At 68.4% G+C, this 16,055-nt stretch carries 10 protein-coding genes and 3 rRNA genes; 6 read left to right on the top strand and 7 right to left on the bottom strand.

Features of this window, described 5'->3' with window-relative positions; all coding sequences use genetic code 11:
* Nucleotide 1: 1 nt before the first annotated feature.
* Both mtrA and mtnA read right to left on the bottom strand, forming a co-directional pair.
* Entirely contained in the window at nucleotides 2-691 is a 690-nt protein-coding gene (gene mtrA / locus ACQZOG_RS03810; protein WP_004987303.1) for a two-component system response regulator MtrA, read from the bottom strand.
* 4 nt (nucleotides 692-695) lie between these two features.
* A complete protein-coding gene (gene mtnA / locus ACQZOG_RS03805; RefSeq protein ID WP_033277566.1) occupies nucleotides 696-1,844 on the bottom strand; it encodes an S-methyl-5-thioribose-1-phosphate isomerase in 1,149 nt (382 codons plus the stop codon).
* 141 nt (nucleotides 1,845-1,985) lie between these two features.
* On the opposite strand from mtnA, the gene ACQZOG_RS03800 reads away from it, so the two are divergent.
* From ACQZOG_RS03800 to ACQZOG_RS03780, 5 genes are read left to right on the top strand one after another with little or no spacing between them, the layout of a single operon-like run.
* Entirely contained in the window at nucleotides 1,986-3,290 is a 1,305-nt protein-coding gene (locus ACQZOG_RS03800; RefSeq protein WP_033277567.1) for a glycerophosphoryl diester phosphodiesterase membrane domain-containing protein, read from the top strand.
* A 4-nt stretch (nucleotides 3,291-3,294) separates the two neighbouring features.
* On the top strand, nucleotides 3,295-4,041 hold the full coding sequence (locus tag ACQZOG_RS03795) for a DUF4129 domain-containing protein (protein WP_430741275.1): 747 nt from the start codon (nucleotides 3,295-3,297) through the stop codon (nucleotides 4,039-4,041).
* Nucleotides 4,038-5,234, top strand: a complete 1,197-nt coding sequence (locus ACQZOG_RS03790) for a DUF4350 domain-containing protein (RefSeq protein WP_430741274.1) — start codon at nucleotides 4,038-4,040, stop codon at nucleotides 5,232-5,234. Before ACQZOG_RS03795 ends, ACQZOG_RS03790 begins: the two co-directional genes overlap by 4 nt.
* Nucleotides 5,234-6,223 (top strand): AAA family ATPase, encoded by a 990-nt coding sequence (locus tag ACQZOG_RS03785; protein WP_107685374.1) that lies wholly within the window; start codon nucleotides 5,234-5,236, stop codon nucleotides 6,221-6,223. The genes ACQZOG_RS03790 and ACQZOG_RS03785 overlap by 1 nt, the downstream gene beginning before the upstream one ends.
* Complete coding sequence (locus ACQZOG_RS03780; RefSeq protein WP_430741273.1) at nucleotides 6,223-7,533, top strand: DUF58 domain-containing protein; 1,311 nt, start codon at nucleotides 6,223-6,225, stop codon at nucleotides 7,531-7,533. Before ACQZOG_RS03785 ends, ACQZOG_RS03780 begins: the two co-directional genes overlap by 1 nt.
* An 81-nt stretch (nucleotides 7,534-7,614) precedes the next feature.
* Here the strand turns inward: ACQZOG_RS03780 and rrf are convergent.
* The 4 genes from rrf to ACQZOG_RS03760 form a co-directional block, all read right to left on the bottom strand.
* Nucleotides 7,615-7,731, bottom strand: a 5S ribosomal RNA gene (rrf, locus tag ACQZOG_RS03775).
* An 84-nt stretch (nucleotides 7,732-7,815) separates the two neighbouring features.
* Nucleotides 7,816-10,941: ribosomal RNA gene (locus tag ACQZOG_RS03770) — 23S ribosomal RNA — on the bottom strand.
* 303 nt (nucleotides 10,942-11,244) lie between these two features.
* Nucleotides 11,245-12,770 (bottom strand): 16S ribosomal RNA (locus ACQZOG_RS03765).
* Together the 16S, 23S and 5S rRNA genes form the textbook arrangement of a ribosomal RNA operon.
* 556 nt (nucleotides 12,771-13,326) lie before the next feature.
* The gene (locus ACQZOG_RS03760; RefSeq protein WP_037639912.1) at nucleotides 13,327-14,334 is read right to left on the bottom strand and encodes a stage II sporulation protein M; all 1,008 of its coding nucleotides are present in this window, start codon (nucleotides 14,332-14,334) and stop codon (nucleotides 13,327-13,329) included.
* A 99-nt stretch (nucleotides 14,335-14,433) separates the two neighbouring features.
* Here ACQZOG_RS03760 and ACQZOG_RS03755 point away from each other — a divergent pair, with 99 nt between their 5' ends.
* The gene (locus tag ACQZOG_RS03755) at nucleotides 14,434-15,381 is read left to right on the top strand and encodes an RDD family protein (protein ID WP_193456752.1); all 948 of its coding nucleotides are present in this window, start codon (nucleotides 14,434-14,436) and stop codon (nucleotides 15,379-15,381) included.
* Between the two features lie 20 nt (nucleotides 15,382-15,401).
* On the opposite strand, the gene ACQZOG_RS03750 is transcribed toward ACQZOG_RS03755, so the two are convergent.
* A complete protein-coding gene (locus ACQZOG_RS03750) occupies nucleotides 15,402-16,016 on the bottom strand; it encodes a hypothetical protein (RefSeq protein ID WP_193456751.1) in 615 nt (204 codons plus the stop codon).
* Nucleotides 16,017-16,055: the final 39 nt, after the last annotated feature.

Raw genomic sequence — 16,055 nt, 5'->3', positions numbered from 1 at the left:
GTCAGCTCGGTCCTGCCTTGTATCCGACACCACGGACCGTCACCACGATCTCGGGCTTCTCCGGGTCCTTCTCGACCTTGGAGCGCAGCCGCTGCACATGCACGTTGACCAGGCGGGTGTCCGCCGCGTGGCGGTAGCCCCACACCTGCTCCAGCAGCACCTCACGCGTGAACACCTGCCACGGCTTGCGCGCGAGGGCGACCAGCAGGTCGAACTCCAGCGGCGTCAGGGCGATGGACTGCCCGTCCCGCTTCACGGAGTGACCGGCCACGTCGATCACCAGGTCGCCGATGGCGAGCTGCTCCGGCGCCGGCTCCTCGGACCTGCGCAGCCGCGCACGGATCCGGGCGACCAGCTCCTTCGGCTTGAACGGCTTGACGATGTAGTCGTCGGCCCCGGACTCCAGGCCCACCACCACGTCGACGGTGTCGCTCTTCGCCGTGAGCATCACGATCGGCACCCCGGACTCCGCCCTGATCAGGCGGCAGACCTCGATGCCGTCACGGCCGGGGAGCATCAGGTCCAGCAGGACCAGATCCGGCTTGGTCTCGCGGAAGGCGGCCAGCGCCTTGTCGCCGTCGGCTACGAAAGACGGCTCAAAACCTTCACCGCGCAGCACGATGCCGAGCATCTCGGCCAGTGCGCTGTCGTCGTCGACGACAAGGACTCGTCCCTTCATAAACGACATCATCCCATTAGCTAATCGTTACCTGGCGTGACCTGGCACACAGGGCGGCCAGAGCCTCGGTGGTCACGGGCGAAACGACGCCCTCTTCGGTGACGACGGCCGTCACCAGCTCCGGCGGTGTCACGTCGAACGCCGGGTTGTACGCGGTCGTCCCCAAGGGGGCCACCGGAATCCCGCCTCCCGCCTCCGCTCCGGCCACCGGCACCTGCGGCGCCGTGATCTCTGTCACCTCATGGCCGGGACGCTGTTCCACCTCGATGGACGCCCCGTCCGGCGTCGAGGGGTCCACCGTCGTCACCGGAGCCACCACGATGAACGGCACATGGTGGTACCGCGCGAGCACCGCGAGCGGATAGCTCCCCACCTTGTTCGCCACCGAACCGTCGGCCGCGATGCGGTCCGCGCCGATCAGCACCGCGTCCACCTCGCCCGCCGCGAACAGCGATCCCGCCGCGTTGTCGGTGAGCAGGGTGTACGCCATGCCGCTGCGGGCCGCCTCGTACGCCGTCAGGCGAGCACCTTGCAGCAAAGGACGCGTTTCGTCCACCCACAGGCGCCGCAGCCGTCCCGCCCGGTGCGCCGCGAGCGCCACCGCGAACGCCGTCCCCTCGCCGCCCGACACCAGCGAACCGGTGTTGCAGTGGGTGAGGATCCGGTGCCCGCCGCCGGGCATCAGCTCGTCGAGGAGCGCCAGCCCGTGCTCCGCCATCCTCGCACTGGCCCGGGCGTCCTCCTGGTGCAGCTGCCGCGCGGCGGCCAGCGCCGCCCCGGCCGCCTGCCGCGCGTCGCCGCCGCCGTCCACCACCGCCCGGTACGCGGAGTGCGCCCGCCGCACCCCGACCGCCAGGTTCACCGCCGTGGGCCGGGCGCTCTTCAGGGCCGCCGCCGCGTCGTCCACGTCGTAGCCCCGCACGGCCGCGAGCGCGACACCGTACGCGCCCGCGACGCCCAGCAGGGGGGCGCCGCGCACGGCGAGCGAACGGATCGCCTCCACCAGTGCGGGCGCGTCCGTGCAGACCAGCTCGACCTCCTCGGCCGGGAGCCGCGTCTGGTCGAGCAGGACCAGCACCGGGCCTTCGGGAGGCTCCTCCCAGCGCAGTGCCGGCATCCCGGTCGGCCGCTTGTCGTCACCGCTGTGCGCGTACTGATCAGCCATGCCGCCAGTCTGCCCCCTGTCGCACGGACAATAGAAGGCGAGCAGCCCCGACCTCGGCGGGTCCACCGGGAAGCACCGCATGGCACGATGGCTGCCCGAGCCGCCACCGCGACCGCGGCCGGGCACCGTGAAGGAGCGACGATGAACGACACTCCGGGCTGGGCCTCGCCCGGATCCGCCCCGTCCGACGGGCGGGAACCGGACGCGTCCGGGCCTGCCGGGTCCGACGGCCGTCCCGGCCCCGAGCAGTCCGCCGACCGGCCGCGGCAGTCGGGTGACGCCCCGCGGGAGCCGGGCGTGAAGTGGTCCAAGGACCAGCCCCCGGCCGCCCAGTGGTCCGCGCCCACCCCCGGCGCGGGCGGCCCCGGCCAGGCGCCTCCGCCGCCCCCCGGTCCCGGCTGGGGCGCCCCGCCTCCGGGCGGTCCCGGCGGCCAGGCCCCCTGGGGCAGCGGCTGGGGAGGTCCCCCGCCCGCGGCGAAGCCCGGCGTCATCCCGCTGCGCCCCCTCGGCGTCGGCGAACTCCTCGACGGCGCCGTGTCGACCATGCGCACCTACTGGCGCACGGTCCTCGGCATCTCGCTGACCCTCGCCGTCCTCACCGAGATCGCCGCGGTCCTGCTGCAGGGCCTCGTCCTCGACGACGCCAACACGGAGGTGCTCGACGACCCGAGCGCCACCCTCGGCGAACTCACCGACGTCATGGGCGACCTGCTGCTCAGCTCGGCCGCGCTCTACGGCATCACCCTGATCGGCACTGTCGCGGCGACCGCCCTGCTCACCACCGTCACCAGCCGCGCCGTCCTCGGCCGCCCGGTGACCACCGGCGAGGCCTGGCGCGACGCCCGCCCGCAGGTCCTCAAGCTGTTCGGCCTGATCCTCCTGCTCGGGCTCATCGCGGTGGGCATCGCCGCCGTCGGCGCGCTGCCCGGCATCCTCGTCAGCGTCTCCGCCGGCGCCGAGGTCGGCTTCGGACTGACCCTGCTGGGCCTGCTCGCCGCGGCCGTGTTCGCCGCCTGGCTCATGGTCCGCCTCTCCCTGGCCTCCCCCGCGCTGATGCTGGAGAAGCAGGGCATCGTCACCGCGATGCGCCGCTCCGCCCGGCTGGTGCGCGGCTCCTGGTGGCGCGTCTTCGGCATCCAGCTGCTGGCCGCGATCATCGCCTACGTCGTCGCGGCGATCATCGTCATCCCGTTCACGTTCCTCGCCGCCGCGTTCAGCGGCGACGGCGTCACCGGCTTCGTGAGCACCGCCGGCGGGGACATCGGCTGGACCTTCCTGATCATCAGCGGCATCGGCTCGGTGATCGGATCCATGATCACGTTCCCGATCACCGCCGGCGTCACCGTGCTCCTCTACATCGACCAGCGCATCCGCCGCGAGGCCCTCGACCTCGAACTGGCGCGCGCCGCGGGCGTCCAGGGCCCGGGCGCCACCGGCGGGAGCTGATGCGGTGACCGTCACGGGGGGAGTTCTCCAGGCCGTACCGGCCCTGCCGTCGGCCGCCGACACCGCCGTGCGCCTGCTGGCGCGCGGCGACGACGAACCGCCCGTCACCCTCCCGCGCGACCCCGCGCGGGAGGCGGCCGAGCGCGAGCTGTCGAAGCAGATGTACCACGAGAACGACCCCAGCTGGCTCCAGCGTGCGCTGGAGGCCTTCTGGGACTGGGTCGACGACCTGCTCGGCGCCGCGTCCACCGCCACACCCGGCGGCGCGCTCGGCCTGGTCGTCATCGTCGTCGCCGCGCTCGCCGTCGGAACCGCCCTCTGGTGGCGCCTCGGCACCCCCCGCCGCCGCCCGGTCACCGCCCCCGCCCTCTTCGACGACCGCCCCCGCAGCGCCGCCGAACACCGCGCCGCCGCCGAGGCGCACGCCGCCCAGGGCCACTGGAACCAGGCAGTCCAGGAACGCATGCGGGCCGTCGTCCGCGCCCTGGAGGAACGCGCCCTCCTCGACCCCCGCCCCGGCCGCACCGCCGACGAGGCCGCCGCCGAGGCCGGCCGCGCCCTGCCCGCCCACAGCGACCGGCTGCGCACCGCCGCCCGCGACTTCGACGACGTCACGTACGGCGGCCGGACCGCCTCCGAGGACACGTACCGCGGGCTCGCCGCCCTCGACGGCGACCTGGAGCGGGCCAAGCCCGCCCTCGCCGGAAGCGCCGGCGCCCACCCCGACGCCCGCCAGGGAGCCGCCGGATGACGACCGAGGTCACCTCGCCGCCCACCTCGGCCTCCCCCACCGCCCGCCAGCTGTGGACCCGCGGCCGGGGCGTCGCCCTCGCACTGGTGCTGCTCGTCGTCGCGGCCGTCGCCATCGCCGTCGTCCGCTCCGACGCCCGGCACGGCAGGCTCGACCCGCACTCCGCCGACCCCCTCGGCAGCCGCGCCGTCGCCGAACTGCTCGCCGACCGGGGCGTCGACACCCGCGTGGTCACCACCCTCGCCGAGGCCGCCGACGCGGCAGGACCCGACACCACCCTGCTGGTCGCCGTGCCGGACCTGCTGACGCCCCGCCGGCAGACACAGCTGCACGCGGCCACCGAGAACTCCGGCGGCCGCACCGTCCTGGTCGCCTCCGGCATCGCCTCGGTCGAGCGGCTCGCCCCCGGCGTCACGGCCGACCCGGCCAACAGCCTCGACTCCACCCTCGAACCGGACTGCGGCCTCCCCGCCGCCGTACGCGCGGGCAGCGCCGACACGGGCGGCATCCGCTACTCCTCCGACCACCCCGACGCCGACGAGTGCTACCGCAGCCACCGCCTGGCCACCCTGCTGCGCGTCCCCGACTCCTCCGGCGCCGGCGACACCGTCCTCCTCGGCGCCCCCGACATCCTCTACAACGACCGCCTGGACAAGCACGGCAACGCCTCGCTGGCGCTCCAGCTCCTCGGCTCCCGCCCCCATCTCGTCTGGTACCTCCCCAGCCCCGCCGACGCCTCCGCCGTGACCGAGGACGAGAAAAGCTTCTTCGACCTCCTGCCCTCCGGCTGGCTCTGGGGCACCCTCCAGCTGTTCGTCGCCGCCGCCGTGGCCGCCCTGTGGCGGGCACGCCGGCTCGGTCCCCTCGTGCCCGAGAGACTTCCCGTGGCGATCCGCGCCTCCGAGACCGTCGAAGGCCGCGCCCGCCTCTACCGCAAGGCCGACGCCCGCGACCGCGCCGCCCTCGCCCTGCGCTCCGCCACCCGCATCCGCCTGGCCCCCCTCGTCGGCGTCCCCGGCACCCAGGCGCACTCGCCCGAGGCCCTGCTCCCCGCACTGTCCGCCCGCCTCGACGGCGACGGACCGTCCTCCCCCCACACGCTTCTGTTCGGCCCGCCCCCCGGCGACGACGCGGCTCTGATCCGGCTCGCCGACCAACTCGACGCCCTCGAAAGGCAGGTACGCCGTTCATGATGGACCCGACCACCGACAACGCCGCGCCCACCGGCGACCCGGCCGCCGCCCGGGCCGCCCTGGAGGCCCTGCGCGCGGAGATCGCCAAGGCCGTGGTCGGCCAGGACCCCGCCGTGACCGGCCTCGTCGTCGCCCTGCTCTGCCGCGGCCACGTCCTCCTCGAGGGAGTGCCAGGCGTCGCCAAGACCCTGCTGATCCGCTCCCTCGCCGCAGCGCTCGAACTCGACACCAAGCGCGTCCAGTTCACCCCCGACCTCATGCCGAGCGACGTCACCGGCTCCCTGGTCTACGACGCCCGCACCGCCGAGTTCTCCTTCCAGCCCGGCCCGGTCTTCACCAACCTCCTCCTCGCGGACGAGATCAACCGCACGCCCCCGAAGACCCAGTCGTCCCTGCTGGAGGCCATGGAGGAACGCCAGGTCACCGTCGACGGCACCCCGCGCGCCCTCCCCGACCCGTTCCTGGTCGCCGCGACCCAGAACCCCGTCGAGTATGAAGGCACCTACCCGCTGCCCGAGGCACAGCTCGACCGCTTCCTCCTCAAGCTCACGATCCCCCTGCCGTCCCGCCAGGACGAGATCGACGTCCTCACCCGGCACGCCCAGGGCTTCGACCCGCGCGACCTGCGCGCCGCCGGCGTACGCCCCGTCGCGTCCGCCGCCGACCTGGAGGCCGCCCGCCGCGCCGTCGCCGCCACCACGGTCTCCCCCGAGATCACCGCGTACGTCGTGGACATCTGCCGCGCCACCCGCGAGTCGCCGTCCCTCACCCTCGGCGTCTCCCCGCGAGGCGCCACCGCGCTGCTCGCGACCGCCCGCGCCTGGGCCTGGCTGACCGGCCGCGACTACGTCATCCCGGACGACGTGAAGGCCCTCGCCCTGCCCACGCTCCGCCACCGCATACAGCTGCGCCCTGAGGCGGAGATGGAGGGCGTGACGGCCGACTCGGTCATCAACGCGGTCCTCTCCCACGTCCCCGTCCCCCGCTGATGGCTCCCACCGGACGCGCCGCTCTCCTCGCGGCCCTCGGCTCCCTCCCCGTCGGCATCTGGGAACCCGGCTGGACGGGCCTCCTCGCCGTCAACGCGCCCCTCGCGGTGGCCTGCGCCTGCGACTACGCCCTGGCCGCCCCGGTCCGCACCCTCGGCCTGACCCGCTCCGGCGACACCTCCGTACGGTTCGGCGAGAGCGCCGACGTCACCCTGACGGTCACCAATCCGTCCCGACGCCCGCTGCGAGCCCGTCTCCGCGACGCCTGGCCGCCGAGCAGCTGGACGCCCGGCACGGAGACGGAGGCGTCCCGGCACCGGCTGACGATCCCCGCGGGCGAACGCCGCCGCGTGACGACACGCCTGCGCCCGACCCGCCGCGGCGACCGCCAGGCGGACCGCGTCACCGTCCGCTCCTACGGCCCGCTCGGCCTGTTCACCCGCCAGGGCACCCACAAGGTCCCGTGGACGGTCCGCGTCCTGCCCCCGTTCACCAGCCGCAAGCACCTGCCGTCCAAGCTGGCCCGGCTGCGCGAACTGGACGGCCGCACGAGCGTCCTGACGCGGGGTGAGGGCACCGAGTTCGACAGCCTCCGCGCCTACGTCCCCGGTGACGACACCCGTTCCATCGACTGGCGCGCCACCGCCCGCCAGTCGGAGGTCGCGGTACGTACCTGGCGTCCGGAGCGCGACCGCCACATCCTGCTCGTCCTCGACACCGGCCGCACGTCCGCCGGCCGTGTGGGCGACGCACCGCGCCTGGACGCCTCCATGGACGCGGCCCTGCTCCTCGCCGCTCTGGCCTCCCGCGCCGGCGACCGCGTCGACCTGCTGGCCTTCGACCGCCGGGTGCGCGCCCTGGTCCAGGGCCGTGCGTCCGGCGATCTCCTGCCGTCGCTGGTGAACGCGATGGCCACGCTGGAACCCGAGCTGGTGGAGACGGACGCCCGCGGCCTGACGGCGGCGGCACTCCGAACGGCCCCGCGCCGCTCCCTGATCGTCCTTCTGACGACGCTGGACGCGACGCCGGTCGAGGAGGGTCTCCTGCCTGTCCTGAGCCGCCTGACCCAGCGCCACACGGTCGTGCTGGCCTCGGTCGCCGACCCGCATGTCGCGTCGATGAGCCAGGGCCGGGGGGACGTCGACGCGGTGTACGAGGCCGCGGCGGCCGCGCAGGCCCACACGGAACGCGACCGCACGGCCGAACAGCTCCGCCGCCGCGGGGTGACGGTCGTGGACGCGACTCCGGAGGAACTGGCGCCGGCGCTGGCGGACGCGTATCTGGCGCTGAAGTCCGCGGGGCGGCTGTAAGAAGGGGGCGGTGCGGGGGGGCACCGTAAAACGCAGAAAGCCCCCGTGCCGAATGGCACGGGGGCTTTCTCTATAAGAATTGTTCGGCGGCGTCCTACTCTCCCACAGGGTCCCCCCTGCAGTACCATCGGCGCTGTAAGGCTTAGCTTCCGGGTTCGGAATGTAACCGGGCGTTTCCCCTACGCTATGACCACCGAAACACTATGAAACACTCAACCGCACCATGTGTGGCACATGGGGTTGTTCGTGGTTTCAGAACCAACACAGTGGACGCGAGCAACTGAGGACAAGCCCTCGGCCTATTAGTACCGGTCAACTCCACACGTTACCGTGCTTCCATATCCGGCCTATCAACCCAGTCGTCTACTGGGAGCCTTACCCTCTCTAGGAGGTGGGAGTCCTCATCTCGAAGCAGGCTTCCCGCTTAGATGCTTTCAGCGGTTATCCCTCCCGAACGTAGCCAACCAGCCATGCCCTTGGCAGAACAACTGGCACACCAGAGGTTCGTCCGTCCCGGTCCTCTCGTACTAGGGACAGCCCTTCTCAAGACTCCTACGCGCACAGCGGATAGGGACCGAACTGTCTCACGACGTTCTAAACCCAGCTCGCGTACCGCTTTAATGGGCGAACAGCCCAACCCTTGGGACCGACTCCAGCCCCAGGATGCGACGAGCCGACATCGAGGTGCCAAACCATCCCGTCGATATGGACTCTTGGGGAAGATCAGCCTGTTATCCCCGGGGTACCTTTTATCCGTTGAGCGACGGCGCTTCCACAAGCCACCGCCGGATCACTAGTCCCGACTTTCGTCCCTGCTCGACCCGTCGGTCTCACAGTCAAGCTCCCTTGTGCACTTACACTCAACACCTGATTGCCAACCAGGCTGAGGGAACCTTTGGGCGCCTCCGTTACTCTTTAGGAGGCAACCGCCCCAGTTAAACTACCCATCAGACACTGTCCCTGATCCGGATCACGGACCCAGGTTAGACATCCAGCACGACCAGACTGGTATTTCAACGACGACTCCACAACCACTGGCGTGGCTGCTTCAAAGTCTCCCAGCTATCCTACACAAGCCGAACCGAACACCAATATCAAACTGTAGTAAAGGTCCCGGGGTCTTTCCGTCCTGCTGCGCGAAACGAGCATCTTTACTCGTAGTGCAATTTCACCGGGCCTATGGTTGAGACAGTCGAGAAGTCGTTACGCCATTCGTGCAGGTCGGAACTTACCCGACAAGGAATTTCGCTACCTTAGGATGGTTATAGTTACCACCGCCGTTTACTGGCGCTTAAGTTCTCAGCTTCGCCCACCCGAAAGTGAGCTAACCGGTCCCCTTAACGTTCCAGCACCGGGCAGGCGTCAGTCCGTATACATCGCCTTACGGCTTCGCACGGACCTGTGTTTTTAGTAAACAGTCGCTTCTCGCTGGTCTCTGCGGCCACCCCCAGCTCAGAGCGCGAAGCTCATCACCGGTTGTGGCCCCCCTTCTCCCGAAGTTACGGGGGCATTTTGCCGAGTTCCTTAACCATAGTTCACCCGAACGCCTCGGTATTCTCTACCTGACCACCTGAGTCGGTTTAGGGTACGGGCCGCCATGAAACTCGCTAGAGGCTTTTCTCGACAGCATAGGATCATCCACTTCACCACAATCGGCTCGGCATCAGGTCTCAGACACATGTCAGGCGGATTTGCCTACCTGACGTCCTACACCCTTACCCCGGGACAACCACCGCCCGGGATGGACTACCTTCCTGCGTCACCCCATCACTCACCTACTACCAGCTCGGGTCACCGGCTCCACCACTCCGACCTCGTCCGAAGACTCAGCCGGCGGCTTCACGGGCTTAGCATCACTGGATTCGATGTTTGACGCTTCACAGCGGGTACCGGAATATCAACCGGTTATCCATCGACTACGCCTGTCGGCCTCGCCTTAGGTCCCGACTTACCCTGGGCAGATCAGCTTGACCCAGGAACCCTTAGTCAATCGGCGCACACGTTTCTCACGTGTGAATCGCTACTCATGCCTGCATTCTCACTCGTCAACCGTCCACAACTCGCTTCCGCGGCTGCTTCACCCGGCAGACGACGCTCCCCTACCCATCACGATCCCCGTTGGGGGTACATATCGCAATGACACGACTTCGGCGGTACGCTTGAGCCCCGCTACATTGTCGGCGCGGAATCACTAGACCAGTGAGCTATTACGCACTCTTTCAAGGGTGGCTGCTTCTAAGCCAACCTCCTGGTTGTCTGTGCGACTCCACATCCTTTCCCACTTAGCGTACGCTTAGGGGCCTTAGTCGATGCTCTGGGCTGTTTCCCTCTCGACCATGGAGCTTATCCCCCACAGTCTCACTGCCGCGCTCTCACTTACCGGCATTCGGAGTTTGGCTAAGGTCAGTAACCCGGTAGGGCCCATCGCCTATCCAGTGCTCTACCTCCGGCAAGAAACACACGACGCTGCACCTAAATGCATTTCGGGGAGAACCAGCTATCACGGAGTTTGATTGGCCTTTCACCCCTAACCACAGGTCATCCCCCAGGTTTTCAACCCTGGTGGGTTCGGTCCTCCACGAAGTCTTACCTCCGCTTCAACCTGCCCATGGCTAGATCACTCCGCTTCGGGTCTTGAGCGTGCTACTAAAATCGCCCTATTCGGACTCGCTTTCGCTACGGCTTCCCCACCCGGGTTAACCTCGCAACACACCGCAAACTCGCAGGCTCATTCTTCAAAAGGCACGCAGTCACGAGACACCAAGCAAGCTTGATGTCCGACGCTCCCACGGCTTGTAGGCACACGGTTTCAGGTACTATTTCACTCCGCTCCCGCGGTACTTTTCACCATTCCCTCACGGTACTATCCGCTATCGGTCACCAGGGAATATTTAGGCTTAGCGGGTGGTCCCGCCAGATTCACACGGGATTTCTCGGGCCCCGTGCTACTTGGGTGTCTCTCAAACGAGCCGCTGACGTTTCGACTACGGGGGTCTTACCCTCTACGCCGGACCTTTCGCATGTCCTTCGCCTACATCAACGGTTTCTGACTCGTCTCATGGCCGGCAGACCATGAAAGAGAGATCCCACAACCCCGAATGCGCAACCCCTGCCGGGTCTCACACGCATACGGTTTGGCCTCATCCGGTTTCGCTCGCCACTACTCCCGGAATCACGGTTGTTTTCTCTTCCTGCGGGTACTGAGATGTTTCACTTCCCCGCGTTCCCTCCACACTGCCTATGTGTTCAGCAGCGGGTGACAGCCCATGACGACTGCCGGGTTTCCCCATTCGGACACCCCCGGATCAAAGCCTGGTTGACGACTCCCCGGGGCCTATCGTGGCCTCCCACGTCCTTCATCGGTTCCTGGTGCCAAGGCATCCACCGTGCGCCCTTAAAAACTTGGCCACAGATGCTCGCGTCCACTGTGCAGTTCTCAAACAACGACCAACCACCCATCACCCCAAGCCATACGGCTCGAGTGCACTGGGGCCGGCACTGAAGGAAGTTCATTCCCTCAGACACCCAACAGCGTGCCCAACACAGTCAGTTGACCAGATCAGCGTTCCACGCCCCGAAGAGCAGTACTAGCGCCTGGTCCATCCTGGACCGTGCCGAGTAGTCAACGTTCCACCCATGAGCAACCAGCATCAGACGTTCGCTGATGAACTGGCCTCTGACCAACCGAGGTTGGTGAGAAGTGCTCCTTAGAAAGGAGGTGATCCAGCCGCACCTTCCGGTACGGCTACCTTGTTACGACTTCGTCCCAATCGCCAGTCCCACCTTCGACAGCTCCCTCCCACAAGGGGTTGGGCCACCGGCTTCGGGTGTTACCGACTTTCGTGACGTGACGGGCGGTGTGTACAAGGCCCGGGAACGTATTCACCGCAGCAATGCTGATCTGCGATTACTAGCGACTCCGACTTCATGGGGTCGAGTTGCAGACCCCAATCCGAACTGAGACCGGCTTTTTGAGATTCGCTCCACCTCGCGGTATCGCAGCTCATTGTACCGGCCATTGTAGCACGTGTGCAGCCCAAGACATAAGGGGCATGATGACTTGACGTCGTCCCCACCTTCCTCCGAGTTGACCCCGGCGGTCTCCCGTGAGTCCCCAGCACCACAAGGGCCTGCTGGCAACACGGGACAAGGGTTGCGCTCGTTGCGGGACTTAACCCAACATCTCACGACACGAGCTGACGACAGCCATGCACCACCTGTACACCGACCACAAGGGGGGCACCATCTCTGATGCTTTCCGGTGTATGTCAAGCCTTGGTAAGGTTCTTCGCGTTGCGTCGAATTAAGCCACATGCTCCGCCGCTTGTGCGGGCCCCCGTCAATTCCTTTGAGTTTTAGCCTTGCGGCCGTACTCCCCAGGCGGGGCACTTAATGCGTTAGCTGCGGCACGGACGACGTGGAATGTCGCCCACACCTAGTGCCCACCGTTTACGGCGTGGACTACCAGGGTATCTAATCCTGTTCGCTCCCCACGCTTTCGCTCCTCAGCGTCAGTATCGGCCCAGAGATCCGCCTTCGCCACCGGTGTTCCTCCTGATATCTGCGCATTTCACCGCTACACCAGGAATTCCGATCTCCCCTACCGAACTCTAGCCTGCCCGTATCGACTGCAGACCCGGGGTTAAGCCCCGGGCTTTCACAACCGACGTGACAAGCCGCCTACGAGCTCTTTACGCCCAATAATTCCGGACAACGCTCGCGCCCTACGTATTACCGCGGCTGCTGGCACGTAGTTAGCCGGCGCTTCTTCTGCAGGTACCGTCACTTTCGCTTCTTCCCTGCTGAAAGAGGTTTACAACCCGAAGGCCGTCATCCCTCACGCGGCGTCGCTGCATCAGGCTTTCGCCCATTGTGCAATATTCCCCACTGCTGCCTCCCGTAGGAGTCTGGGCCGTGTCTCAGTCCCAGTGTGGCCGGTCGCCCTCTCAGGCCGGCTACCCGTCGTCGCCTTGGTGAGCCATTACCTCACCAACTAGCTGATAGGCCGCGGGCTCATCCTGCACCGCCGGAGCTTTCGATCATCCAAGATGCCTAAGATGATCAGTATCCGGTATTAGACCCCGTTTCCAGGGCTTGTCCCAGAGTGCAGGGCAGATTGCCCACGTGTTACTCACCCGTTCGCCACTAATCCCCACCGAAGTGGTTCATCGTTCGACTTGCATGTGTTAAGCACGCCGCCAGCGTTCGTCCTGAGCCAGGATCAAACTCTCCGTGAATGTTTACCGGTGATCCGGTGCACACATCACGAGAGCGGAACATCGGGAGGAATAGTCCCGACGTTCACAGCGTCCTCGCTGTGTTTTTTCAAAGGAACCTCGACCATCCGAAACCGGACGGACGGGGTATCAACATATCTGGCGTTGACTTTTGGCACGCTGTTGAGTTCTCAAGGAACGGACGCTTCCTTTGTACTCACCCTCTCGGGCTTTCCTCCGGGCGCTTCCCTTCGGTCTTGCGTTTCCGACTCTATCAGATCTTTCCGATCCGATTTCCTCGGTGCTTTCCAGGTCGACGCTTTCGCGCTTTCCTTTCCGGCGGATCCGACTTTATCAGAAGTTCCGGGGCGGATTGACCGGCCTCGAATTCCGACTTATCGGGGGGTGCTTCCGCGGAATCTGCGTCCCGGCGGGAAGCCAGTAGATGTTCACCGTCGCCCTCCGGGTCAGAACCCATCTCCAGGCAACTGTTCTAATCTACCTCCCCACCGGCACCGCGTCAACGGTTCCCGTGGGGCGAAGAGGACACTAGCAGCTCACCGGGGCCGGTCGCACATCAGGCGGCCGTGGGCACGGTGGCGCTTCGCTCGGATGCCTCCACGTCCCCGGTGGCGCCCGCGCGAGCGGCCCGTCCGCCGAGGACGTAGACGTATGCCAGGAAGGCCAGCTCCGCGACGACTCCGATGGTGATGCGGGCCCAGGTGGGCAGGCCCGACGGGGTGACGAAGCCTTCGACCGCGCCTGAGACGAACAGGACCAGGGCCAGGCCGATCGCCATGGCGAGGGCTGCGCGGCCCTCCTCCGCCAGGGCGGTGCGGCGGGTGCGCGGACCCGGGTCGATGACGGTCCAGCCGAGCCGCAGTCCCGTGCCGGCGGCGACGAAGACCGCGGTGAGTTCCAGCAGGCCGTGCGGCAGGACCAGACCGAGGAAGGTGTCGAGGCGTCCCGCGGAGGACATCAAGCCGAAGCCGACGCCCAGGTTGAGCATGTTCTGGAAGAGGATCCACAGGACCGGCAGGCCGAGGAACACTCCGAGGATCAGGCACAGGGCGGCGGCCCATGCGTTGTTCGTCCACACCTGCGCGGCGAACGAGGTCGCCGGGTTGCTGGAGTAGTACGTCTCGTACTGGCCGCCGGGGCGGGTCATCTCGCGGAGTTCCGCGGGCGCCGCTATGGAGGCTTGGACCTCGGGGTGCGTGCCGATCCACCAGCCGAGCAGCGCGGCCACCGCCGTGGAGATGAGCGCCGTCGGCACCCACCAGTGACGTGCGCGGTAGACGGCCGCGGGGAAACCGTGGGTCAGGAACTGCGTGACATCGCGCCAGGACGCCCGGCGGGTGCCCGTCACCGCACTGCGCGCGCGGGCGACCAGCTGGCTGAGCCGGCCGGTGAGCTGGGGATCGGGGGCGGCCGACTGGATCACCGAGAGGTGGGTGGCGGCGCGCTGGTACAGGGTGACGAGTTCGTCGGCCTCCGCTCCGGTGAGCCGGCGGCGTCGTGCGAGCAGGGCGTCGAGACGGTCCCACTCCGCTCGATGGGCGGAGACGAAGACGTCGAGGTCCATCGGTGTCCCTGCTCCTCGGCTGTTCGTACGGCGGTGCGATGTGCCATCAGCTTGGCAGACTGGCGGTGTTCGGGGCAGACCCAGGGAGAGGCGGCGGGCGTGAGTGAGCTGGTGACGGGCGAGGCGGTGGCGTTGGAACTGCGCCCCGCGAAGCTGCCCAGCAGGGGGTTGGCCGTCCTGCTGGACCTGGCGGCGGCCGTGACCGTCTACGTCCTGGTGACCCTCGGTCTCGTGGCGGCGACGGCCTCGCTGGACGAGGCGGCGCGGACGGCGGTGACGATCGCGACGTTCGTCCTGGTGCTGGTGGGCGGGCCGATCCTGGTGGAGACGCTGACCCACGGGACGTCGCTCGGGAAGCTGGCCTGCGGACTGCGGGTGGTGCGGGACGACGGCGGGCCGATCCGGTTCCGGCACGCGCTGGTGCGGGGGCTGCTCGGGGTGATCGAGATCCTGATGACGTTCGGGGTCGTGGCCTGCGTCGCCTCGCTGGTGTCGGCGCGCGGCCGGCGTCTGGGGGACGTGTTCGCGGGGACGCTGGTGGTGCGGGAGCGCATACCGGCGGCCGGGCAGGGCGCTTTCGTGCCGCCGCCTCCGCCGTGGCTCGCGGGACGCTTCTCCGGACTCGACCTGTCGGCGGTGCCCGACGGTCTGTGGCTCGCCGTCCGCCAGTACCTGACGCGGATGCGGCAGCTCGATCCGCAGGTCGGCTGGTCGATGGCGGAGCGGCTGGCGTCGGACGTGGCCGGGCGCACCGGCGCGCCGGTGCCTCCGGGAGTTCCGCCCGCGATGTATCTGGCGGCGGTGCTGCAGGAGCGGCAGACGCGGGAGGCGCAGCGGACCTTCGGCGGCGGAGGCGCGCCCACCGCTCCCGCTCCGGCTTCGTACCCCGCGGGCGCGGGTCAGCCCGTGCTGCCGCCGCCCGCCGTCCCGGCCGGCCCCGTGTCTCCGGCGGCACCGCCTGTCGGACCTCCCGCGCCGCCGGTCGGACCTCCCGCCGGCAGTGAGGCCGCCGAGCGGCCCTCGACGGGCTTCGCGCCGCCCGCCTGACCGGCGGAGACGGCGCTCCCTCAGTCGAGGTCCGACGGCGGCGAGTCCAAGTCCTCCAGCTCGACGCCGGGCGCGGAGAGGACGACGTCACCGGCAAGGTGCGCAGTGTGCTGTTCGCCCGTGTCCAGGGCCGTGATCTGGTACGCGTCCACGGTCAGGGGGCCGTTGTCAGTGGGGTGTGTTTCTCTGTCGACCAGCGCCCAGGACTGGTCCACGGTGCGGGGGGCGAGGACCGGGTCGGTGAAGGCGACGAGGCGTACGCGGGTGCCCGCGGTGGAGGGGGTGAGGCGCAGCAGACGTGCGGTGGCGACGAGGAAGGCGGGGGATGTGCCGGTGAAGGCGTGGGCGCGCACGTTGCCTTCGGTGGCGTGGGTCCCTGTGGGGTCGGTGCGGACCCAGGTGACGCCGTCGAGGGCGGCGCCGCGGACCTGCCAGCTCGCGGCGTGCAGTTCGAGGCGGAGGGGGCGGCCGAGGGCGTCGAGGGTGAGGTCGACCGAGCCCGCGTGATCGCCGTCGGGGCCGGTGAGCTGGGAGACGTAGCGCCAGCCGGAGGGGCCGGGGGCGCACTGGAAGTGTTCGTCCGCGAGGGGGGTGTGATCGTGCGGATCGTGGAGCGAATAACGGCCGCGGGGCATGGGGGTCCTGGGTCGTGAGGGCGGGGCCGGTCGCCGGTC

The sequence above is a fragment of the Streptomyces sp. P13-3-3 genome, from assembly GCF_050571355.1.
Taxonomy (GTDB): domain Bacteria; phylum Actinomycetota; class Actinomycetes; order Streptomycetales; family Streptomycetaceae; genus Streptomyces; species Streptomyces althioticus.
Note: the sequence above shows the minus strand (reverse complement) of the source record. Positions and strands in the feature narration are given on the sequence as shown.